The organism is Caulobacter sp. SSI4214 (assembly GCF_012184455.1).
In the GTDB taxonomy this organism is placed as follows: domain Bacteria; phylum Pseudomonadota; class Alphaproteobacteria; order Caulobacterales; family Caulobacteraceae; genus Caulobacter; species Caulobacter vibrioides_E.
In genome coordinates, this window is the sequence record NZ_SZWJ01000066.1 from 1 (window position 1) to 22,400 (window position 22,400).

Annotated in this window: 20 protein-coding genes and 2 tRNA genes; 16 read left to right on the forward strand and 6 right to left on the reverse strand. The window is 67.2% G+C overall.

Annotation, left to right across the window (positions count from 1 at the left end; all coding sequences use genetic code 11):
- The 5 genes from FCU40_RS16660 to FCU40_RS16680 form a co-directional block, all read left to right on the forward strand.
- Positions 1-604 (forward strand): nicotinate-nucleotide--dimethylbenzimidazole phosphoribosyltransferase (locus FCU40_RS16660; protein WP_168076421.1); only part of this gene is annotated, 604 nt, incomplete at its 5' end.
- A 162-nt stretch (positions 605-766) separates the two neighbouring features.
- Complete coding sequence (locus FCU40_RS16665) at positions 767-1,981, forward strand: acyl-CoA dehydrogenase family protein (RefSeq protein WP_168076422.1); 1,215 nt, start codon at positions 767-769, stop codon at positions 1,979-1,981.
- A 50-nt stretch (positions 1,982-2,031) separates the two neighbouring features.
- Entirely contained in the window at positions 2,032-2,451 is a 420-nt protein-coding gene (locus FCU40_RS16670; protein WP_268743953.1) for an endonuclease domain-containing protein, read from the forward strand.
- A 15-nt stretch (positions 2,452-2,466) separates the two neighbouring features.
- Positions 2,467-3,606, forward strand: a complete 1,140-nt coding sequence (locus FCU40_RS16675) for an acyl-CoA dehydrogenase family protein (RefSeq protein WP_168076424.1) — start codon at positions 2,467-2,469, stop codon at positions 3,604-3,606.
- 705 nt (positions 3,607-4,311) lie between these two features.
- Positions 4,312-4,446: a hypothetical protein gene (locus FCU40_RS16680; RefSeq protein ID WP_168076446.1), complete on the forward strand. Its 135-nt coding sequence runs from the start codon at positions 4,312-4,314 to the stop codon at positions 4,444-4,446.
- 82 nt (positions 4,447-4,528) lie between these two features.
- On the opposite strand, the gene FCU40_RS16685 is transcribed toward FCU40_RS16680, so the two are convergent.
- The gene (locus FCU40_RS16685) at positions 4,529-4,843 is read right to left on the reverse strand and encodes a hypothetical protein (RefSeq protein ID WP_168076426.1); all 315 of its coding nucleotides are present in this window, start codon (positions 4,841-4,843) and stop codon (positions 4,529-4,531) included.
- Positions 4,844-4,945: 102 nt separating this feature from the next.
- Positions 4,946-5,554, reverse strand: a complete 609-nt coding sequence (locus tag FCU40_RS16690) for a TIGR00730 family Rossman fold protein (protein ID WP_004620248.1) — start codon at positions 5,552-5,554, stop codon at positions 4,946-4,948.
- Positions 5,555-5,627: 73 nt separating this feature from the next.
- Here FCU40_RS16690 and FCU40_RS16695 point away from each other — a divergent pair, with 73 nt between their 5' ends.
- The 3 genes from FCU40_RS16695 (at position 5,628) to FCU40_RS16705 (ending at position 8,795) form a co-directional block, all read left to right on the forward strand.
- On the forward strand, positions 5,628-6,434 hold the full coding sequence (locus FCU40_RS16695; RefSeq protein ID WP_168076428.1) for a hypothetical protein: 807 nt from the start codon (positions 5,628-5,630) through the stop codon (positions 6,432-6,434).
- Positions 6,431-8,293, forward strand: coding sequence for an ABC transporter ATP-binding protein/permease (locus FCU40_RS16700; protein WP_168076430.1), 1,863 nt, complete (start codon positions 6,431-6,433; stop codon positions 8,291-8,293). The genes FCU40_RS16695 and FCU40_RS16700 overlap by 4 nt, the downstream gene beginning before the upstream one ends.
- A gap of 64 nt (positions 8,294-8,357) precedes the next feature.
- Positions 8,358-8,795 carry a VOC family protein gene (locus FCU40_RS16705; RefSeq protein WP_004620242.1) on the forward strand — a complete coding sequence of 146 codons (438 nt, stop codon included), beginning with the start codon at positions 8,358-8,360 and terminating at the stop codon, positions 8,793-8,795.
- Between the two features lie 6 nt (positions 8,796-8,801).
- On the opposite strand, the gene FCU40_RS16710 is transcribed toward FCU40_RS16705, so the two are convergent.
- Complete coding sequence (locus FCU40_RS16710; RefSeq protein ID WP_004620240.1) at positions 8,802-9,218, reverse strand: hypothetical protein; 417 nt, start codon at positions 9,216-9,218, stop codon at positions 8,802-8,804.
- A 172-nt stretch (positions 9,219-9,390) separates the two neighbouring features.
- Between FCU40_RS16710 and FCU40_RS16715 the strand changes: the two genes are divergently transcribed.
- The 3 genes from FCU40_RS16715 (at position 9,391) to FCU40_RS16725 (ending at position 10,607) form a co-directional block, all read left to right on the forward strand.
- Positions 9,391-10,095, forward strand: a complete 705-nt coding sequence (locus FCU40_RS16715) for a glutathione S-transferase N-terminal domain-containing protein (protein WP_168076432.1) — start codon at positions 9,391-9,393, stop codon at positions 10,093-10,095.
- Between the two features lie 215 nt (positions 10,096-10,310).
- Positions 10,311-10,385: transfer RNA gene (locus FCU40_RS16720), tRNA-Asn, on the forward strand.
- 147 nt (positions 10,386-10,532) lie between these two features.
- Positions 10,533-10,607 (forward strand) — tRNA-Asn (locus FCU40_RS16725).
- A 28-nt stretch (positions 10,608-10,635) separates the two neighbouring features.
- On the opposite strand, the gene FCU40_RS16730 is transcribed toward FCU40_RS16725, so the two are convergent.
- The 3 genes from FCU40_RS16730 to FCU40_RS16740 form a co-directional block, all read right to left on the reverse strand.
- Positions 10,636-12,798, reverse strand: a complete 2,163-nt coding sequence (locus FCU40_RS16730) for an amylo-alpha-1,6-glucosidase (protein WP_168076434.1) — start codon at positions 12,796-12,798, stop codon at positions 10,636-10,638.
- Between the two features lie 18 nt (positions 12,799-12,816).
- Positions 12,817-13,890, reverse strand: a complete 1,074-nt coding sequence (locus FCU40_RS16735) for a glycosyltransferase family 4 protein (protein ID WP_168076436.1) — start codon at positions 13,888-13,890, stop codon at positions 12,817-12,819.
- 99 nt (positions 13,891-13,989) lie between these two features.
- Complete coding sequence (locus FCU40_RS16740) at positions 13,990-14,175, reverse strand: hypothetical protein (RefSeq protein WP_004620231.1); 186 nt, start codon at positions 14,173-14,175, stop codon at positions 13,990-13,992.
- Positions 14,176-14,470: 295 nt separating this feature from the next.
- Here FCU40_RS16740 and FCU40_RS16745 point away from each other — a divergent pair, with 295 nt between their 5' ends.
- From FCU40_RS16745 to FCU40_RS16765, 5 genes are all read left to right on the forward strand, one after another.
- Complete coding sequence (locus tag FCU40_RS16745) at positions 14,471-15,043, forward strand: hypothetical protein (protein WP_004620228.1); 573 nt, start codon at positions 14,471-14,473, stop codon at positions 15,041-15,043.
- 139 nt (positions 15,044-15,182) lie between these two features.
- Positions 15,183-16,631 (forward strand): TolC family outer membrane protein, encoded by a 1,449-nt coding sequence (locus tag FCU40_RS16750; RefSeq protein ID WP_168076448.1) that lies wholly within the window; start codon positions 15,183-15,185, stop codon positions 16,629-16,631.
- 130 nt (positions 16,632-16,761) lie between these two features.
- Positions 16,762-17,301: a DUF2497 domain-containing protein gene (locus tag FCU40_RS16755; protein ID WP_035017348.1), complete on the forward strand. Its 540-nt coding sequence runs from the start codon at positions 16,762-16,764 to the stop codon at positions 17,299-17,301.
- A 126-nt stretch (positions 17,302-17,427) separates the two neighbouring features.
- Positions 17,428-20,271: a valine--tRNA ligase gene (locus tag FCU40_RS16760; RefSeq protein WP_168076442.1), complete on the forward strand. Its 2,844-nt coding sequence runs from the start codon at positions 17,428-17,430 to the stop codon at positions 20,269-20,271.
- A gap of 287 nt (positions 20,272-20,558) precedes the next feature.
- Entirely contained in the window at positions 20,559-22,316 is a 1,758-nt protein-coding gene (locus FCU40_RS16765) for a class I adenylate-forming enzyme family protein (protein ID WP_168076444.1), read from the forward strand.
- Positions 22,317-22,400: the final 84 nt, after the last annotated feature.

The following is a 22,400-nucleotide window of genomic DNA, read 5'->3' on the forward strand; positions in this document are numbered from 1 at the left end:
GGGCCTCGAGGCCTTCGACCTCGCCATCGACCGCCCGTCGCCGGATTTCGTCGAAAAGCCGTCGATGAGCGAGAAGGAGGCGGCCGCCACCATGGCCTTCGGCATGGAGGCCCTGGCCAAGCAGCCGGACCTGCTGATCCCCGGAGTCATTGCCGCCGAGCCCGCCCGCGCCGCCGGAGCGATCTGTCTCGCCCTGTTCGGCGGCGAGGCCTCGGACTGGTCGGACCAGCCAGAGCCCGTCGCCGCCGCCGTGGCGCGCGCCAAGGCCGAGGGCATGGGCGAGGATCCGCTGGAGATCCTCCGTCAGCTGGGCGGTCGCGAGACGGCCGCCGTCGCCGGAGCCATCCTGGCCGCGCGCGTGCAGAAGATTCCGGTGCTGCTGGATGGCTACGCGGCCTGCGCCGCCGCCGCGATCGTGCGCGCCGTCGACCCCGCCGCCATCGAACACTGCATGGCCGCGCATGTCGGTCCGGCCAAGGGGCACGCCCGGCTGCTCGAAATCCTCGACAAGCGGCCGCTTCTGGCGCTGGATACCGCGGACGAGGAAGGGGTGGGCGGCGCCTCGGCCCTGGCGCTCGTCAAGCTGGCCTGCGAGGTCCGATAGGGCTTGCCGCCGCGGGGTTTTGGGTGGGCTAGGTGAACGCGGATAATATTCACTTCCGTTGACGCTAACGTCATCTTTCCAAACGGTCGTTCGACCGATATCGTGGCTCCCGAAACGCAATAACGGCCTCCCGCAGAGGGGCCGATTGAACGGGAGCCCGCCATGAATCTGGACTTCTCGCCCGAGGACCTCGCTTTCCGCGACGAGGTTCGCGCCTTCATCGCCGAGAACTATCCGGCGGGCCTGCGAGACAAGCAGGAAGAAGGCGAGGAGATGGCCAAGGAGGATTTCCTGTCCTGGCACCGCGTCTTGGCCAAGAAGGGCTGGATCGCTCCGGCCTGGCCGGAGAAGTACGGCGGTCCGGGCTGGACCTCGGTGCAGCGCTACATCTGGTCGGAAGAGACCGCTCGCGCCGACTGCGTGCCGATCCTGCCGTTCGGCATCAACATGGTCGGCCCGGTGATCTACACCTTCGGCACGCCGGAACAGAAGGAACGCTTCCTGCCGCCGACCCTGTCGGGCGACATCTGGTGGTCGCAAGGCTATTCCGAGCCGGGCGCCGGTTCGGACCTGGCCAGCCTGAAGACCAAGGCCGAACGCTTCACCGGCGACGACGGCAAGGAATACTATCTGGTCAACGGCCAGAAGACCTGGACCACCATGGCCCAGCATGGCGACTGGATCTTCTGCCTGGTCCGCACCGACCCGAACGCCAAGATCCAGGAAGGCATCTCGTTCCTGCTGATCGACATGAAATCGCCGGGCGTGACCGTGCGGCCGATCATCACCCTGGGCGGCGAGCACGAGGTCAACGAGGTCTGGCTCGAGAACGTCAAGGTGCCGGTCGAGAACCGCATCTACGAGGAAAACAAGGGCTGGACCTGCGCCAAGTTCCTGCTGGCGCACGAGCGTAGCGGCATCGCCGGCGTGGCGCGCTCCAAGCGCGGCATCGAGCGCATCCGCCAGATCGCCTCGACCGAACTGGGCGACGACGGCTCGGCCCTGATCCAGGACCCGATGTTCAAGCGCAAGGTCGCCGAACTGGAGATCGACCTGACGGCGCTGGAATATACCGAGCTGCGCACGCTGGCGGGCGAGGCGGCCGGCAAGGGGCCCGGTCCGGAGTCCAGCGTCCTGAAGATCAAGGGCACGGAAATCCAGCAACGGATCACCGAACTGGTGCTGGAAGCCGCCGGCCACTACGGCGCGCCGTACTTCCGCGGCTTCCCGAGGGACGGCGACAACGCCCATCCGATCGGTCCCGACTTCGCCCACCGCGCCGCGCCGACCTATTTCAACGTCCGCAAGACGTCGATCTACGGCGGCTCCAACGAGATCCAGCGCAACATCATCGCCAAGATGGTGCTGGGGCTCTGAACTAGAACTCTAGCACCCCTCCCCCTCGCGGGGAGGGGCTGGGGGTGGGGGTGTCAGCACGGACGCCAGGAGCTTTGCACCATTCCGACCGAGCCGATCGCTCGGCTAAGCGAATGCGTCGCGAGCCGACCTTGGCGGAAAAGCTGTTCTGGAAGGCGCTGAGGAAGGTCGAGATCCCCGGATCCCACTTTCGCCGCCAAGCGCCGTTCGGACCCTACATCGTGGACTTCGTCTGCCATCGTCATCGGCTGATTGTCGAGGTGGACGGCGCGGTTCACGACCTGGACCATATCGCCGCCCGTGACCTCGAACGCCAAACTTGGCTGGAGGGTCGAGGGTATCGGGTGATCCGGGTTCCCAATTCACAAGCCATCAACGACCCGTATTCGGCAATCGAGAAGATCCTGGCGCTCGTCGGCGCCGACACCCCCACCCCTAACCCCTCCCCGCAAGGGGGAGGGGAACCATAAGAGGAAGCGCTCCCTATGGATTTCAACTTCACCGAAGAGCAGTCGATGGTCCGCGACACGGTCGCGAGCTTCCTGCAGGACAAGTACGACTTCGAGACCCGCCGCAAGATCGTCAGTTCCGACGCTGGCTGGCGCGCCGACTACTGGAAGGCGTTCGCCGAGGAACTAGGCATTCTGGGCGCTTCGTTCAGCGAGGAGCTGGGCGGCTTGGGCGGCGGCGCGATCGACAACATGGTCATCATGGAGGAGTTCGGTAAGGCGCTCGTGATCGAGCCCTATCTGGGCACCGTGGTGATCGGCGGCGGCTTCATGAAGCACTCTGGCTACGCCGGCGCGGCCTCGGTCGTCGAGGGCATCGTCGGCGGGACCACCACTATCGCCTTCGCCTATGCCGAGCCGCAGGCCCGCTACACCTGGCAGGACCTGAAGACGACGGCCAAGAAGGACGGCGCGGGCTGGACCCTGAACGGCCACAAGGCCGTGGTGGTCGGCGCGCCCTTCGCCACGCACCTGATCATCACCGCCCGCACCGGCGGCGCCCAGCGCGACGCCGGGGGCGTCGGCGTGTTCCTGGTCGACAAGAGCCTGCCCGGCATCGTGACCCGCGACTACCCGACCGTCGACGGCAACCGCGCTTCGGAAGTCTATTTCGAGAACGTGTCGCTTCCGGCCGACGCGCTGATCTCCGAAGATGGCCTCTCGCTGGTCAACCAGGTGATCGACGAGGCCACCGCCGCCGTCGGCGCCGAGGCCGTGGGCGTGCTGCGTAAGCTGCACGAGGGCACGCTGGACTATGCCAAGCAGCGCAAGCAGTTCGGCACGGCCATCGCCAACTTCCAGGTGCTGCAGCACCGGATGGTCGACATGTTCATCGAGGTCGAGCAGTCGGTGTCGATGATCTATATGGCCACCATCAAGGTGGGCGAGGACGCGGCCGAGCGCGCCAAGGCCGTCTCGGCGATGAAGGTGCGCGTGGGCCGCGCCTGCAAGTTCGTGGGCCAGAACGCCATCCAGATCCACGGCGGCATGGGCATGACCGACGAGCTGGCCATTGGCCACTACTTCAAGCGCGCCACCATGATCGAGGGCCTGTTCGGCTCGGTCGATCACCACCTGAAGCGCTATGAGTCGCTGTCGTTCGACGCCGCCGCCTAAATCGGCGCACGGAATAGCAGCCTAGAATGCCCTAAACCGCCTGCGTCATCCCGACGCGGGCGGTTTTTTCTTGCCTGGTTCTCGGAAGGCCCGGGGCGTTGCGAGATCTGTCCCTTGGAAGCGCTCGCCCTCTCGCGATGTCGCGGGCTGATCAAGCTTGGCGCGGCGGCGCGTCGAGTTGAACGCCCGATCGTCTCGGCCGGCGGCGAAGCTTGATCGCCGGTCGAGCGCGAGAACTGGGCTTCGTCCTTGCGCCCAGCGGCGGATGGCCGACTTGGGCCGGCTGGCAAGTGGCGTCGAGCGAGAAGGGATTATCTTACAATGCTTTATGGAGGCGGTGAGCCGCGCGCTCGCGCGCGGAATCCTGCGATTGGACGGACACACGGGCGTGTCGGGCCCCGGAAGTCGCTTGTCACGTGCGTTTCGGACCCTTCCGACATGGACCCCGACGACCATCCAAGGCCTCGGGAAAACGCGGTCCAATGTACGCTCGGATTCACAATAATAAATCAGCGTACAGAGCATTTGTCTGGGTGCGGAAGCCTGTCGCGACGGCCATCGTCCGTGCGCTGATATGATCCTTATACGGATTATTTTTGCTTGCGCCGGGCCCGCAAAAGCGCATGATCTCCCTCGACGCGCTGACGACTAGGAGGGTGTGAACCCCTGTAAGCCGCGCGCGTCTCCTGGTCCTAACGGCTATGTCTGGGAGACGCCGCCATGAATGAATCGAAGATGAACCACGCCATGCTTTCGTTCGCCCTGATCGGGGGAATGTTGGTGGGGCGGCCGAGTCCAAAACCGGCCAAGTCGTCGTCAAGCTCGACAGAGCGCAAATAGTCCCAAGGGGCCCCACACCCCGCGAAAAAGGCCTCCGTCGGTTCCCCGGCGGAGGCCTTCTTTTTCACGCGACTTTCGAGGCTCAGGCCTTGGGCTTGGCCGCCGTGTTGCATTGGGCGATGGCCGCGTCGTCCAGTGAAACGCCGCGATAGCTGAAGGCGGTCACTTCGCCCAGTTGGCCCGCCAGCTTGCGGCACGCGCGCGCGACGGGCAGCGACTGGACCTTGGCCGAGGCGCAGCTGTCGCCTTCGCAGTTCCAGACCGAACCTTCGTGGATGAACTTGGTGGTGGTCGTCGGGGCCTTCAGCTTCAGCGAAGCGCCTTCGTTGTCGGCCGCGAAGGCCGGGGCGGTTATCAGGGCGCAGGCCATCAGGCCCGCGAAAGCAGCGGTACGCATCTCGTTGGTCTCCTATCCCCACGCCGGATGGGAGATCCGGCGCATGAGCGCGGGCGGACGTCCGCCATCTTGCTCATGCCCATAGTGCGTCTTTTTTGAAAACTAAGTCAACTGGCTAAGTTCGGCGGGTTCGCCGGCCGACGCGACCTGAGCGTCCCAGGACAGCAGGGCGGGGGTGACGTCCTCGGCCTTCTCGACCGCGCGCCAGGCGTTCGCCAGGCTGGGCGGGGTCAGGCCCTCGTCGATCGTGTGGCGGATCAGGGCGAAGAAGGGATCCCAGAAACCGCGCGGGTTATGGAACACGATCGGCTTTTGGTGAAGATCTAAACGACGCCAAGATAGCAATTCGACGATTTCTTCCAGCGTGCCGATCCCGCCGGGCAGCACGACGAAGGCGTCCGAGCGCTCGTACATCATCATCTTGCGCTCGTGCATGTTGTCGACGACCACGGTCTCCACATCGTCGAAGGGCTGCTCGCGACCGCGCAGGAAGGTCGGGATGACGCCCAGCACCTTGCCGCCGGCGGCGTGCGCGCCCCGGGCCGCGGCGCCCATCAGTCCGACCCCGCCGCCGCCATACACCAGCCGCAGGCCGGCCTTGGCGAAGCTCTCGCCGATCCGGTGCGCGTCGGCGATGTAGGATGGATCGGCGTCGTTGGACGATCCGCAATAGACGCAGACGGAGCCCAGGCGGCTAGACTCGTTGGGCATCGTCGTCCACTCCACACAAAGACGGCGGCGCGCGAGGATGCGCGCCGCCCGCCAGTTTCCTATTTGAGGCCGCATGATCAGGATTCGGTTCCAGGCTTTCAAGTCGCCGATCGTCGCCATGGGACTCGCGGCGGCGATGCTGGCCGCCTGCGGCGACGGCGCGCCGGTGACGCCCGAGGAGCACAGCAAGCCCGACAGCGCCGAGGCCGGCTATCTGGCGCCGCCCACGGTTGAGAGCGTCGGCCGCGCGTCCGGTCAGGTCACTCTCGCGGGCCAGGCCACGCCCAAGGCCGAGGTGCGGCTGCGCGCGCCGACCGGCGAGACCGTCAAGACCAGCGCCGATCCCGCCGGCCATTGGAGCCTGACCCTGCCCATCCGGCCGGGCGTGCGCCTGTTTGGTCTTTCGGAGACCCACGCGGGCAGAACCGTCCAGGCCGAGGGCTACATGATGGTCTCGGAGGACGGCGACGTCGCCCAACTGCGGGCGGGGGCGGGCGCCTATCGCCTGGTGGCCGGGTCATCCTCGCCGAAGATCCTGGCGGTCGACGTCGATCGCGAGGGCGGGGCGGTGGTTTCCGGCGTGGCGGCGCCGGGGGCGGGGCTCAATGTCCGCGTCGACCGCACGACGCGGGGCGGCGGGCGCGCCGACGATCAGGGCCGTTTCTACATCTCGCTGCGCGATCAGCTGGCGCCCGGCGCGCATGACGTCCAGATCGGCGGCGAGGGGGGCGAGGACGCGGTGAGCGTCGTCGTGTCATCGCCGGCGCCCCTGACGGCCGGCCCGGTCCGCTCGGAGCGCACGCCGACGGGCTGGCGCGTCGACTGGTTGACGCCCGGCGGCGGCGTCCAGACCACGCTGCTGATCGGTGACGGACGATGAGGGGCCTGGGCGGGCCGCCCTCCGCCAGCCGCGCCGCCACGCCCGGCGCCATCGCGGCGGCTGACCAGCCGGTCAGGTTCTGGGCCGCGATGGGCGATCTCGTCCGGCTGGTGGCGCGCTCGCGGGCGCCCGGTCTGCGTTGGCGCGTGACCGTCGCCCTTGTTCTGACCCTGTCGGGCAAGGCGCTGGGCGTTCTGGCGCCGCTTATGCTGGGTAAGGCCGTCAACCATCTGTCCGCCGGCCATGGCGCGGCCGTAGGGGTGACCTGGGCCTTCGCCGGCCTGGCGGCGGGCTGGGCCTTCGTGCGCTTCGTCGCCGCGGCCGCTCCCCAAGCGCGTGACACCATCTTCACGCCGGTGGCCCAGGCCGCGCAGAACCGCGCCGCGGTCGAGACCTTTTCGCACGCCCTGTCCCTGTCGATGGACTTCCACCAGTCCAAGCGCACCGGCTCGCTGTCGCGGGTGATCGATCGCGGCGCGCGGTCGATGGACTTTCTGCTGCGCAGCCTGGTGTTCAACCTGGCGCCCACGGGCGTCGAGCTGATCATGGCGGCCGTCGTGCTGGCCAAGGCTTATGACTGGCGGTTCGCGGCCGTGGCGATGGGGACGGTGGCGCTTTACGGCTATCTGACCTTCGCTATCTCGGACTGGCGCATCGGTCACCGTCGCGCCCTGAACGAGGCCGACGCCGAGGCGGCCGGGCGGGCGGTCGACGCCTTGCTGAACTACGAGACCGTCAAGTCGTTCGGCGGCGAGGCGCGCGCCGTCGGCGGCTATGCCGGCGCGTTGGACCGCTATGGCGAGGCGCAGATCAAGGCGACCAATTCGCTGAACCTTCTGAACCTGATCCAGTCGGCGGTGATGAGCCTGGGGCTGGGCGGCATGGCCGTGCTGGCGGGCGCCGAGGCCGCCGCCGGCAAGATCGGTCCGGGCGACGTCACCGCCGCCGTTCTGATCCTGATCAACCTCTATGCGCCGCTGAACATCCTCGGCTTCGCCTATCGCGAGATCCGCCAGTCGCTGATCGACATGGAGGCGATGCTGGACCTGCGTCGCCAGACCGCCGATGTGGCCGACGCGCCGGGCGCGCGCGACTTGCCGCCCCGCGCCGACCAGCGCGGCGGCGCGGTGGCCTTCGACAACGTCTCGTTCCGCCACGACGCGCGCTCGGAAGGTCTATCGGACGTCTCCTTGACCGTCGCGCCGGGGACCACGGTGGCCATTGTCGGCCCCTCGGGCGCGGGCAAGACCACGCTGGTGCGTCTGGCCTTGCGGATGATCGACCCCCAGGCCGGTCGTGTGACGCTGGACGGCCACGATCTGCGCGACCTCAAGCAGGCCTCGCTGCGCCAGGCCATCGCCCTGGTTCCGCAGGACGTGGCCCTGTTCAACGACACCCTGGCCGCCAATATCGCCTTCGCCCGCCCGGACGCCGGCGAGGCCGAGGTGTGGGCCGCGGCCGAAGCCGCTGAACTGGGCGACTTCATCCGCAACCTGCCCGACGGCATGGCGACCAAGGTCGGCGAACGCGGCCTGAAGCTGTCGGGCGGGGAGCGTCAGCGGGTCGGCATCGCCCGAGCCCTGCTGGCCCAGCCGCGCGTGCTGATCCTGGACGAGGCCACCAGCGCGCTGGACGGGCGCACCGAGGCGGCCATCCAGGCGACCTTGCGCAAGGCCCGGGCGGGGCGGACGACCCTGGTCGTGGCGCACCGCCTGTCGACCATCGCCGACGCCGACGAGATCGTGGTGCTGCGCCGGGGCAGGGTGGTCGAGCGGGGACGACACGAGGTCCTGCTTCAGGCCGGCGGCGAATACGCGGCCCTCTGGCGTCGCCAGACGCGGGAGCGCGAGCCCGTCTAGAGTGTTTTTCTTGTCGCGAGCCGGGGGCTATACCGGACCCGACCGCCATCCAGGGAGTTCCGCCTTGCGCTATCTGCACACCATGGTCCGCGTCCGCGATCTGGACGCCTCTCTGCGGTTCTATTGCGACGGCCTGGGGCTCCGCGAGGCGTATCGCATGGAGAACGAGAAGGGGCGCTTCACCCTGGTTTTCCTCGCCGCGCCGGAGGACCTGGAGGCCGCCAAGGAACGCAAGGCCCCGCTGGTCGAGCTGACCTACAACTGGGACGACGAAGAGTACCAGGGCGGGCGCAATTTCGGCCACCTGGCCTATCGGGTCGACAACATCTACGAGACCTGCCAGCGGCTGGCGGACATGGGCGTGACGATCAATCGCCCGCCGCGAGACGGCCATATGGCGTTCGTGCGCTCGCCGGACGGCATTTCGGTCGAGTTGCTGCAGGACGGCAGCCTGGAGCCGGCCGAGCCTTGGGCCTCGATGCCCAATGTCGGCGCCTGGTAGCCTGCCTTAACCCCCCGGCGTGGCGTTGACCCCGGCCAGCTCTTCCAGCCGGCGACGCGGGGCGTCCGCGATGCCGGTCCATAGGATACGGGCCAGTTCCATCCGATAGGCGGTGGCGTAGCCAGGCACGAACATGCCTTGCGCGCTATCGCGCGTGGCGGCGCTCAGGGCGCGGACAAGATCCATGCGGGCTAGTATGGCCTTGCGATCGACCGGCGCCTCGCTGTCCGAGGACCCGACCCGCTTGTCCAGTTCGAGCGCGGCCTTGACGGCCAGACTGACCAGGGCGGGCAACTGCCCGGTGTCGCCCCTGGTTTTGCCGCGGATCTCGGGTTTGGCCGGGTCCTTGTTCGCGAGTTCGAAATCCAGCGTCGCGACCACGCGCTGCAGCGTGGCCGGCCAATGGTCGTTCGCGGTCGTCATGATGAATTCCTAGCCCCCCGGCGTCTTATCCATCTTTCGGATAGCGATGTTCGCGCTCGGGTCAAAGGGGACGGGGCTTCTCGTCCTCGCTTTGGGCTCGACGCGCCTCTGGAAAAGCAGAGGGCGGCTCGCCAAATGCGGGGCGCGTTTTCTGTTCAAGAGGGCCTATCGCATGACGGATCTAGCCGCCTTTCCGATCACCAAGCGCTGGCCCGCCCAGCATCCCGACCGCATCCAGCTCTATTCGCTGCCGACGCCCAACGGGGTGAAGGTCTCGATCATGCTGGAGGAGACGGGTCTTCCTTACGAGCCGCACCTGATCGACATCGGCAAGAACGAGACGTGGGGTCCGGAATTTCTGTCGCTGAATCCGAACGGCAAGATCCCGGCGATCATCGATCCCGATGGTCCCGGCGGCCAGCCGCTGGGCCTGTTCGAGTCCGGCGCGATCCTTGTCTATCTGGCCGAAAAGACCGGCCGCTTCCTGCCGACCGATCCGGCGGCGCGCTATGAGACCCTGCAGTGGGTCTTCTTCCAGATGGCCGCCATCGGCCCGATGTTTGGCCAGCTGGGCTTCTTCCACAGGTTCGCGGGCAAGGACTACGAGGACAAGCGTCCCCGCGACCGCTACGCCGCCGAAAGCAAGCGCCTGCTGGGCGTGCTGGAGGAGCGTCTGGCGTCGCGAACCTGGATCATGGGCGACGACTACACCATCGCCGACATCGCCACCCTGGGCTGGGTGAGGAATCTGGTGGGCTTCTACGAGGCTGGCGACCTGGTCGACTATGGCGCTCTGAAGCATGTGCCGCGCTGGCTGGAAGCGGGCTTGGCGCGGCCGGCGGTGCAGCGCGGCCTCAACAGTCCCGCGCGTCCGTGAGGAGCGCGGGGCGCCCGCGACCTTTTGGCCGAGACGGCGAAAATTAAGGTCTCGTTAACCATAACGGGCCGATTTTTCAGGTGTCTTCTTTGAAGGCACCCACCATCACTGACTTTGCCAGCCCGGCCGCGAGGTCGGGCTGTTTTTTCGAAATTAGGCGCTTGCATCGGCGCGGCGAGGCGGCTATCACGCGGCCTCTTCTGAGAGCGACCTGTTCCGCGGTAGCTCAGTGGTAGAGCAGCCGGCTGTTAACCGGCTGGTCGTAGGTTCGAATCCTACCCGCGGAGCCACTCCTCCTCTCGCAGGAGCTTTCCAAAAAAGCAGCGACTTGATCGGGCTGAGAGTCCGCGTCATCGCGTTTCGCGAAACCCGATCTTCATGGCTTGCATCGACTCGAAGCGGTCGCTATCACGCGGCCTCTCTTGAGAGCGACCTGTTCCGCGGTAGCTCAGTGGTAGAGCAGCCGGCTGTTAACCGGCTGGTCGTAGGTTCGAATCCTACCCGCGGAGCCACTCCCCCGCCGAGCGGGGGCTTCCCACATCAATCCCACGACGGCTTCGACCGGATCGTCAGCGGCGCGCCGCCGTCCGCGTGGACCGAAACGCGATCGCCTTGGCGCTCGAAGGTCAGGTCGACCATCTCTGAGCCAACGCGCAGGCGCTCGACCTTCAGCCGGTCGATGCCGATGGGCAGGCGCGGATCGACCAGGATGATCTCGCCGCGATTGGCGTCGATCGTGATGCCGAGACAGGCTTGCAGCATCATGAACACCGATCCGGCCGCCCAGGCCTGGGGCAGGCAGGCCACCGGATAGGCCACCGGAGGTTCGCCGGCCGAGCGGGGAAAGCCGCAGAACAGCTCCGGCAGGCGCATCCCCATCCGGCTGGCGGTCTCGAACAGGGCCGAGGTCAGCTTGACCACGCCGTCGCGCTCGCCGTAGCGAGACAGGCCCATGACGCACAGCGCCGTGTCGTGCGGCCATACCGAACCGTTGTGATAGCTGATTGGGTTGAAGCGCGCCTCGCCGGCGGCCAGGGTCCTTAGCCCCCAGCCCGAGTTGAAGGCGGTCGACAGCAGCTGGTCGGTGACCTTGCGGGCGCGATCGGGCGAGGGCAGGCCGCAGAACAGCAGATGGCCCGGATTGGACGACAACACCCGGCAGAGCCGCCCCTGGCCGTCGATGGCGATGCCGTAATAGCCGCGCTCGTCCATCCAGAAGAGCCGTTCCACCTTTTCGCGCAGGGCGGCGGCCTTCTGGCGCCAGAGCGCCGCCTGACCGATCTCGCCCCGCCGCTCGGCCAGACGGGCCATCTCGCGATAGGCGGCGAAGGCGTAGCCCTGCACCTCGACCAGGGCGATGGGGCCGGACGGGTAGCGACCGTCGGCGTGGAACACCGAGTCCTCGCTATCTTTCCAGCCCTGGTTGGACAGCCCGCTGTCCTGACCGCGCGCGTAGTCGATCAGGCCATCGCCGTCGCTGTCGCCGTCGTGCTCGATCCAATGCATGGCGCGCAGCAGGGCTGGCCACAGCGCGTCGATCAGCGCGTTGTCGCCGGTGCGGGCCTGATAGGCGCCGGCCAGGGCCACGAACAGCGGCGTGGTGTCGACCCCGCCATAGTAGCGGCCGAACGGCACCTCGCCCAGCGCCGGCATCTCGCCCTTGCGGGTCTCGTGCATGATCTTGCCGGGCGCGCTGTCGCGGAAGCTGGAGCGCTCGAGGGCCTGGTGCGCGGCGAGGTAGCGCAGCACGCCCTTGGCCAATGACGGCTCGAACCAGAGAATCTGCCAGGCGGTGATGATGGCGTCGCGCCCGAAGGCGGTCGAGAACCAGGGGATGCCGGCATAGGGATAGGGGCCGGTCTCCATCCGCGTGGTCAGCAGGGCCAGATCCGAGCGGGACTTGCCCAGCCACTCGTTGAACAGGCGTCCGGAACTGTTCAGACGCGCTCCGTGCCGTCGGCGCGAGCGCATGTCCCAGCGGGCGCGGGCGGCCGCGTCGCGAAAGCGCTCGCGGCTGGGCATGTGGCCGTCGACCACGCCGATTTCCAGATAAAGGTCCGTCTCGCCCTCGGCCTGCAAGGTGAACATGAACTCGGCCTTGTGCGGGCCCAGGCGATACGGCGCGTCCGAGAAGGCGATGTACGAGGAGCGCTCCACGCCATCCAGGCCGATATAGCTGTAGGCCACCCGTCGACCGTCGATATGCGGCGGGCCCTTCACGCCGCGTCGGGGGCGATGCGCGCCGCGCACCTCGAACATGTCCTTGAAGTCGGCGTCGAACTCGAGGGTCAGGGGCAGCAGGACGGTGTCGCGACTGTAGTTGACGCAGCGAATCCGCTCGAACAGTCGCTCGCCCCACAAGAAGCGCTTGCGCTCGATATGCAGCACGCCCGGCGGCCCCATCGGACCGCCGGGGTAGGGCAGGGCCTGGTTGGCGCCATTACAGGTGAAGAAGACATTGTCGTGCGCCACGGCCGCCGACAGCAGGGAGGGCGCGCGGCCGCCCAGGGTCAGGCGAAACAGCGACAATATCCGGGTGTCGTTGTGGAACAGCCCATCGCCCAGGCCGGCGATGTCGCCGAACTGATCGGCGACGATGAACGTGTCCTTGTCCTTGAGGGCGTAGAGATTCTGTGGCGCGCGAACCTCCGCCGTCACGCCGTAGTCGACCGGAGCTTCCAGCGCCGGCGCGAGAGTCTCCATGACCCCTCCTTCATGTCGTCAGGCGCTTTGCGCCAACTCGACGAGGGAGGGATAGACGGCGTGACCGCCGCACAGTCGTTCGTACAGCGCCACGTACCGCCGAGCCATCGCCTCGGACGAGAACCGTTCCTCGAAACGCAGACGAACGCGTTTTCGATCCAGACCGTCGACGCGAAGGATGGCGTCGGCGGCCTCGTCGTCGTCGCGAACGATGAAACCCGTGACGCCGGGATCGATCACCTCGGGCACCGAACCGCAGGCATAGGCCACGACCGGCGTGCCGCAGGCCATGGCCTCGATCATCACCAGTCCGAAGGGCTCCGGCCAGTCGATCGGGAACAGCAGGGCGTCGGCCCCGCCCAGGAAGGCGGACTTTTGGTGGTCGCCGATCTCGCCGATGAACTCGATCAGCGGATCGCCCAGGATCATCGGGGCGATCTTGTCCTCGAAATAGGATCGGTCGGCCGGATCGACCTTGGCGGCGATCTTCAGTTTCCGGCTCAGGCGCTTGGCCAGCATGATCGCCCGGTCGGGCCGCTTCTCGGGCGAGATACGCCCCAGGAAGGCCAGGTAGCCGTCGCTCTTCGGGCTGAAGTGGTAGAGATCGGCGTTCATGCCGTGGTGGACCGTGCCGGCCCAGTTGGCGAACGGCAGGGGGCGGCGCTGGTCGTCGCTGATCGAGACCAGCGGGAACTGCGGCCAGCGCTTGTAGACCGCGGGCAGGTCCTTCAGGTCCAGACGCCCGTGCAGGGTCGTCAGGGTCCGCTCGGCGCGGTCGGCGAAGAACGGAAACTGCACCATGTCGGTATGAAAGTGGATGACGTCGAAGCTGTCGGCGAGGGCGCGGACCTCGGCGATCTGGGCGAGGTGGGCGGCGAGATCCGATTTCAGGGGGGCGGGGTCCAGGCGAATGGCCTGATCGCGGGTGGCGACCAGACGGGCCTTGGTCTGGGCGTCCGCGCTGGCGAAGAGCGTGACCTCATGGCCCAGGTCGACGAGGGCGTCGGTCAGGTGCGCCACGACCCGTTCGGTGCCGCCGTAGAGGCGCGGGGGAACAGCCTCGTAGAGGGGAGTGACCTGGGCGATCTTCATGAGACGGACCTTGCACGGAGGAACTGGAACGCGGCGCTGGTCCGCTCGACAACAGTTCCGCCGACGGCAAATGGTTCCGCCGACCGCCTTTTTGCCGCCTTATTGCGGCGACTCGCGCTGACGACGCTCCAGGCGTTCTCGACGCTCGCGTTCTTCCCGCGCTTCACGCTGTCGGCGACGCCAACGGCCATAGGCCTTGCGAAGAGCATCGTCGAAATGCGGCGACAGATAAATCAGCACAAGCGCAATGATCGCGAGCGCGAGCACCAAGGGCGCGTTGGACATGGCATTTCCCCACGAAGCCACAATATTGAAATGCTTCCCCCCTGGGGCGGTCTTACCCGCCCGGATTGTTGTATACCCAGAGGCGAAAGTCGTTCAATCAACGTTCGGTGACGGTTCTTGGGAAGGGAATATCCGCTGAACTTTTGAACGCTCGCGATCGGATGGCTGGAGTTGATGTCGCTTTTTAGGCCGTCGCGACATGGGAACGGCGCCCGCGCGGCTTGGGATCGCATTGCGTTTCGGTCAAGCCCGGACCTATAAGCCTCCTCGAAAGTCCAGTCCTTCGAGGGATTCCATGAGCACCGACTTCGCCGCCGCGCGGCTGAACATGGTCGAGAGCCAAATTCGCACCGCCGACGTCACCGACCTGCCGTTGCAGGACGCGTTGCGGGTGGTGGCGCGCGAGACCGTCGTGCCGCCTTCGAAGGCCTATCTGGCCTATGCCGACGCCGATATCGAGTACGCCCCGGGGCGCTGGCTGCTTCGTCCGCGCGAAGTGGGCAAGCTGCTGCAGGCTCTGAAGCCGCGCGAAGGCGAGAAGGCCCTGGCCATCGCCGCGCCCTACGCCGCCGCCGTGCTGGAAAAGATGGGCCTGGCGGTCACTCGCCTGGAGGGGGACGATCTGAAGACCGCGCCGGCCGGGACCTTCGACGTGATCATCTGTGAAGGCGCGGTCGCCGCCGCGCCGAAGAGCTGGCGGGACGCCCTCGCGGTCGGCGGCCGGCTGGGCGTGGTCGAGCGCACGGGTCCGGTGGGCCGCGCCGTCATCTATCTCCGCGCCGAGGACGGCGTGGGCCGTCGTCTCGACTTCGACGCCTCGCCGCCGATCCTGGCCGGCTTCGAGGTCGAGCCCAGCTTCAGCTTCTGACGGACGGCAGCGCCCGCGCGGGTTCCCCCCGGCGCAGACGCCGCAACGTGCGCGTGAAAAAAGCTTAACTAGCGGCGGCTGGCGGTCGGAATTACACGCCCTCATATTGTGGCGCGCGCGTCGCGCGATTGGGGATAGAATTTTGATGTCGAACCGTCGACGGGCCGGGTGGCTGGCCGCCGTTTGCAGCGCGGGCCTCATGGTGGGCGCGGTCGGCGCCGCGCACGCCGAGACCCTGGCTGACGCCATCGCGCTGGCCTATCAGACCAACCCGACCCTGCAGCAGCAGCGCGCCAGCACGCGCATCACCGACGAAAACGTCGTTCAGGCCAGGACGGGCTTCCGGCCCACCGTGGGCGGTCAGTTGCAGGTGGCCGGTTCGAACACCGGGCAGCCTGTCGGTCCCGATCTCAAGGCCTCGAGCAGCAGCGCGACCCTGTCGATCTCGCAGCCGCTCTACACGGGCGGACGCGCCAGCGCCAACCTGACCGCCGCCGAGGCCGACGTGCTGTCGGCGCGCGAGAGCCTTCGCGCCGTCGAGCAGGGCGTGCTGGCCAATGTCGTCCAGGCCTATGTCGATGTCCGCCGCGACCAGGAGCGCCTGCGCATCGCCAAGGAAAACGTGGCGGTCCTGACGCGTCAGCTGGATGAGTCGAACGCCCGCTTCGACGTGGGCGAGATCACCCGCACCGACGTGGCCCAGTCGCAGGCGCGCCTGGCGGCCGCCCGGGCCGGTCTGTCCTCGGCCCAGGCCCAGCTGGAGGTCAGCCGCGCGGCCTATGCCGCCGTTGTCGGCCAAAGCCCTGGCGACCTGGCCCCCGAGCCGTCGCTGGCCGGGCTGCTGCCCGGGGCGGTGGACCAGGCGTTCGAGGCGGCCCAGTCGCGCAATCCCAGCGTCACTGCCGCGCAATACGCCGAGCAGGCCGCCGCCGCGCGTGTCGCCGTGGCCAAGGCCGGCTATCGTCCGACGGTCTCGGCCAGCGCCTCGCTGGGTTATGCGGCGCAGCGCGCCGCCGGCGTCGGCAGCCAGTTCGACGACTACAACCACGCGGTCACTGGCGCGGTGACCGCGTCGATCCCGATCTTCACCGGCGGTCTGACGACCTCTCAGGTGCGCGCCGCCACCGAGCGCGAGAATGTCGCGCGCGGCGCGACCGAAAGCGCCAAGCGCACCGCCATCCAGCAGGTCTCCAACGCCTGGAGCAACCTGCTGGCGTCGCGCGCCAATCTGGTGTCGAACCAGGAGCAGGTCCGCGCCACGCGCATCGCCTTCGAAGGCGTGCGTCAGGAGCAGCAGGTCGGTCTGCGCACGACCTTGGACGTGCTGAACGCTCAGCTGGAACTGTCGAACGCCGAGGTCGCGCTGGTCGGCGCTCGCCGCGACGAGTACGTGGCCAGCGCCATCGTGCTGCAGGCCATGGGCCAGCTGGACGTCGGCAAGCTGGCGGCCGACACCAAGACCTACGACCCCAAGGTCTCGTATGATCGTGTCACGCATGGCGTCGGCTGGACGCCGTGGGAGCCGATCGTCGAGGCGATCGACAAGGTCGGCGCGCCCTCGACGGGGTCCAAAGTCGCGCCGAAGTAGGCCTCGCGCCGCGTCGATTCAGCCCACAACGAATCCTTGAGCTTGCTTAAGACGCTCAAGTCTGCACCATCCCGGCTAAGCGCGCCCCAAGGCGCGCAAGGATTCGTACCTCTTTACGACGGCCTCGCACATGTCCGATCAGAGCTCTCAAGAACCTACGATGGAGGAAATCCTCGCCTCCATCCGGCGCATCATCTCGGAGGATGACGCGCCCGCGGAGCCTGCCGCCGAGGCCGCGCCGCCGCCTCCGCCGCCCGAGCCGGAGCATGTCGAGGATGATGTTCTCGAACTGACGGACCCGATTTCGCCGGAGCCCGAGCCGGAGCCCGAGCACCCGCCGCTGGAAACCGTCGGCGACCTCGACGTCTATTCGCCGCCGGAGCCGGCCCCCGTCCACACGCCGCCCCCCGCCGCGCCCGCGCCGGTGTTCAATCATGACGACATCGCCGACAAGCTGGTCGGCGATCACGCCGCCTCGGCGGCGGCGTCGGCCTTCGGCAGCCTGAGCTCGGCCCTGCTGATGCCCAAGGACGGCCGCACCCTGGAAGATGTCGTACGCGAGCTGCTGCGCCCGCTGCTCAAGGAGTGGCTGGACCAGAACCTGCCGCGCATCGTCGAGACCAAGGTCGAGGAAGAAGTCCACCGCATTTCGCGCGGTCGCGGCGTCTAGTCTTCCGAAAGACCCGAGAAATCGAGGCGGTCGCCGTGGCGGCCGCCTTTTTCGTTTCAGAATCCGTCAGAAAACCCAGGCCCGCCGGTTTCCCGACTGGGCCGCAGATGGCATATCCGCTCCGCCATGCTCGAAAAAACCTTCGATCCCAAATCCGTCGAACCCCGCCTTTACGCCGCCTGGGAGGCCTCCGGGGCCTTCAAGCCCAGCGAGGACCCGAACGCCGAGCCGTTCGTCATCGTCATCCCGCCGCCGAACGTGACGGGCAGCCTGCATATCGGCCACGCGCTGAACAACACGCTGCAGGATGTCTTGACCCGCTTCCACCGGATGCGCGGCAAGGCCGCCCTCTGGCTGCCGGGCACCGACCACGCGGGCATCGCCACCCAGATGGTCGTCGAGCGCCAGCTGGCCGCCCAGGGCAATATCGGCCGCCGCGACATGGGCCGCGAAGCCTTCGTCGACAAGGTCTGGGAATGGAAGGCCGAAAGCGGCGGGGCCATCACCAACCAGCTGCGCCGGCTTGGGGCGTCGTGCGACTGGTCGCGCGAGCGCTTCACGCTGGACGAAGGCCTGTCGGCCGCCGTCCGCAAGGTGTTCGTCCAGCTCTACAAGCAGGGCTTGCTTTATCGCGACAAGCGCCTGGTCAACTGGGACCCGCAGTTCCAGACCGCCATCTCCGATCTCGAGGTCGAACAGAAGGAGGTCGACGGCGCCTACTGGCACTTCGCCTATCCGCTGGCCGACGGCGTCACCTACCAGCACCCGATCGCCTTCGACGACGAGGGCAAGCCGACCGAGTATGAGACCCGCGACTATATCGTCGTGGCGACCACGCGTCCGGAGACGATGCTGGGCGACACCGGCGTCGCGGTCCATCCGGACGACGAACGCTACAAGGGCCTGGTCGGCAAGTTCGTGACCCTGCCGATCGTCGGCCGCCGCATCCCGATCGTCGCCGACGACTACGCCGACCCGACCAAGGGCTCGGGCGCGGTGAAGATCACCCCGGCCCACGACTTCAACGACTTCCAAGTCGGCAAGCGCGCGGGTCTAGAGGTCATCAATATCCTGACCGTCGAGGCCAAGCTCAATGGCGCCGTCCCGGCTGAATATATCGGCATGGACCGTTTCGTCGCGCGCAAGGCCATCGTCGCCCGCGCCGAGGAAGAGGGTTGGCTGAAGGCGATCGAGAAGACCAAGCACATGGTGCCGCACGGCGACCGTTCGGGCGTGGTCATCGAGCCCTTCCTGACCGACCAGTGGTACGTCGACGCCAAGACCCTGGCCCAGCCGGCCCTGAAGGCCGTCGAGAGCGGCGAGACGGTCTTCGAGCCCAAGCACTGGGAAAAGACCTACTTCGAATGGCTGCGCAACATCGAGCCCTGGTGCGTTTCGCGGCAGCTCTGGTGGGGGCACCGGATTCCGGCGTGGTTTGGACATGTCAAAACTGACCATGCCGGGACATTGTTCTTTGACAGGGCCAATCCGGAAATTTTCGTCGCGGAGACGGAAGAGGAGGCTCTTGAGCAAGCAAGGAGCTATTTCGGGGCTGGAGTTGTCGTAGTCAAAGACGCCGCAGAGGCTGAGCAATTTGGCTATAGCCAGCAGATTAAGCCCGCTAACGAACGACTGTGGCCGATCTATCGCGACGAAGACGTCCTCGACACCTGGTTCAGCTCGGCCCTGTGGCCGTTCTCGACCCTGGGCTGGCCCGAGAAGACCGCCGACCTCGCCAAGTTCTACCCGACCAGCACCCTGGTGACGGGCTTCGACATCATCTTCTTCTGGGTCGCCCGGATGATGATGATGGGCATCCACTTCATGGGCGAAGCGCCGTTCAAGCAGGTCTTCATCAACGCCCTCGTCCGTGACGAGAAGGGCGCCAAGATGAGCAAGTCCAAGGGCAACGTGATGGATCCGCTGATCCTGATCGACGAGCTGGGCTGCGACGCGGTGCGCTTCACCCTGACGGCGATGTCGGGCCAGGCGCGCGACATCAAGCTCTCCAAGCAGCGGATCGAGGGCTATCGCAACTTCGGCACCAAGCTGTGGAACGCCTCGCGCTTCGCCCAGATGAACGAATGCGTCCGCGTCGAGGGCTTCGATCCGGCGACCGTCCAGCAACCGCTCAACAAGTGGATCCGCGGCGAGACGGTCAAGACCGTGGCCGAGGTCACCCAGGCCCTGGAGGCGCCGGCGTTCGACGAGGCGGCCGGCGCGCTCTATCGCTTCGTCTGGAACGTGTTCTGTGACTGGTATCTGGAGCTGGCCAAGCCGATCCTGAACGGCGATGACGCCGCCGCCAAGGCCGAGACCCGCGCCACCGCCGCCTGGGCGCTGGACGTGATCCTGAAGCTCTTGCACCCGGTGATGCCGTTCATCACCGAGGAGCTGTGGGGCAAGACCGCCGAGTTCGTCGGCCCGGCGCGCGACACCCTGCTGATCTCGGCGAAGTGGCCTGAGCTGCCGGCCGAATGGATCGACGCCGAGGCCGAGGCCGAGATCGGCTGGCTGGTCGAGACCGTGGGCGAGATCCGCTCGATCCGCGCCGAAATGAACGTGCCGCCGTCGGCCAAGCCGGCGCTTAGCGTCGTCGGCGCCGGTCCGGAGACCAAGGCCCGTCTGGCCCGTCACCGCGACCTGCTGCTGACCCTGGCGCGCCTCGACAGCGCCCGCGAGGCCGAGGCCGCGCCGGCGGGCTCGGTCCCGATCGTGATGGGCGAGGCGACCGGCGCCCTGGCCATCGCCGACTTCATCGACCTGGCGGCCGAGAAGGCGCGTCTGACCAAGGAAATCGCCGGTCACGCCGGCGAGATCGACAAGGTCAACAAGAAGCTCGGCAACCCCGACTTCCTGGCCCGCGCCAAGGAGGAGGTCGTCGAGGAAAACCGCGAGCGCCTCGCCGAAGCAGAGGCCGCCAAGGCCAAGCTGGAAGCCGCGCTCAGCCGACTGGAGTCGGTGGGGTAGGGACTTTCCAAGGCAGGGCCGTCATCCCGCGCCTTGTGCGCGGGACCCATCTGTCTGCCGCGCGGGCGGAGAATATTCGCGCTCTCAAGCGAAAGCTGACCCACGGGCGCCGCGCATGAAGCGCGGGACGGCGACGTTTGGGAGCGCGTCGCGATCAGGCCGGCCCGTCTAACTTATCAATGATCCCTTAGCGTCAAACGGACGTTTGCATCCGGCTTCGCGCTGTGCTCTCTGGTCGTCGAACGCGCTCGATAGACAAGACGCGACGTCATACCGGGAGAGTATTCATGACCCAGGCCGCCGCCGCCCCCGCCGCCATCCCTTGGCCCGCGATGTCCGTTCAGCAGGCCTACGCCTTGATCACCCAGCCTGGCACGCCGGGCGAGATGGAGGAGATCGAGATCCGGGGGGTGAAGACGCGGGTCTGGAAGAACGCGCCGCCGACCCTTCGCGACACCGTCCTGTTCGGCCGCTCGCACGGCGACAAGATCTTCCTGATCCACGAGGGCGAGCGTGTCAGCTTCGAGGCCTTCTATCGCGCCGTGACCCACATGGCCGCCGAGCTGGAGGCCTTTGGCGTCCAGAAGGGCGATCGGGTGGCGATCGTGATGCGCAACCTGCCCGAATGGCCGGTGGCGTTCTATGCCGGCCTGTCGCTGGGCGCGATCGTCACGCCGCTCAACGCCTGGTGGACCGGGCCTGAGCTGGAATACGGCCTGACGGACTCGGGGGCCAAGGTCGCGATCGTCGACGTCGAGCGCTACGAGCGCCTTGCCGAGCACCTGCACAACTGCCCGGACCTGCAACGGGTCTATGTGAGCCGGTCGAGGGAAGAGATCACCCATCCCTACGTGATCCATCTCGAAAACGTGATCGGCGGCCCCAACGACTGGGCGGGGCTGGACGAGAAGCCGATGCCGACCGTCGCGATCGCGCCCGATGACGACGCGACGATCTTCTATACCTCGGGAACGACGGGCAAGCCGAAGGGGGCCATCGGCACCCATCGCAATATCAACAGCAACATCTTCGCCGCCGCCGCCGCCTCGGCCCGCGCCTTCCTGCGGCGCGGCGAGGCACCGCCCCAGCCCGACCCCAGCCTGCCGCAGAAGGGCTCGCTGCTGTCGGTGCCGTTCTTCCACGCCACGGGCTGTTTCGCGGTGCTGAACCCCTCGCTGTTCGCCGGGGCCAAGCTGGCGATGATCCGCAAGTGGGACCCGGAAAAGGCCATGCAGCTGATCCAGGACGAGAAGCTGACCCAGATGGGCGGCGTCCCGACGATCGCCTGGCAGATCATCGAGCATCCGAACCGCGCCAACTATGACCTCTCGTCGCTCGAGAACGTCGCCTACGGCGGCGCCCCGTCCGCGCCGGAGCTCGTGCGCAAGATCAAGGAAATCTGGCCGAAGTCCTCGCCCGGCAATGGCTGGGGCATGACAGAAACCTCGGCTACCGCGACCTCGAACTCGGCGGAGGACTACGAGAACCGTCCCGACAGCTGCGGCCCGGCCGTGCCGGTCACCGACCTGAAAATCATGACCGTCGATCAGCCCTATCGCGAGCTGCCGATCGGCGAGGTGGGCGAGCTGTGGTGCAAGGGGCCTCAGGTCGTGCGCGGCTACTGGAACAAGCCCGAGGCCACGGCCCAGACCTTCGTCGACGGCTGGGTGCGCACCGGCGACCTGGCGCGCCTGGACGCAGAGGGCTTCTGCTTCATCATCGACCGCGCCAAGGACATGCTGATCCGGGGCGGCGAGAACATCTACTGCATCGAGGTCGAGAACTGCCTCTACGATCACCCGGCGGTCATGGACGCCGCCCTGGTCGGCATCCCGCACAAGACGCTCGGCGAGGAGCCGGCGGCGGTCGTGACCCTGAAGCCGGGCGCGGAAGCCACCGAAGCCGAGCTGCGCGCTTTCGTGGCCGACCGCCTGGCGGCCTTCAAGGTGCCGGTCAAGGTGCTGTTCTGGCCCGAGACCCTGCCGCGCAACGCCAACGGCAAGATCATGAAGAACGAGCTGAAGAAGGTGTTCGTGGAAGGGTAGTTCCGCGTTCCCACGCTGGAGAGACGGGCCCGCATCCGCCGATGCGGGCCCTTTTCGTTAGGCGAAGACCGGAGGCCTGCGGTG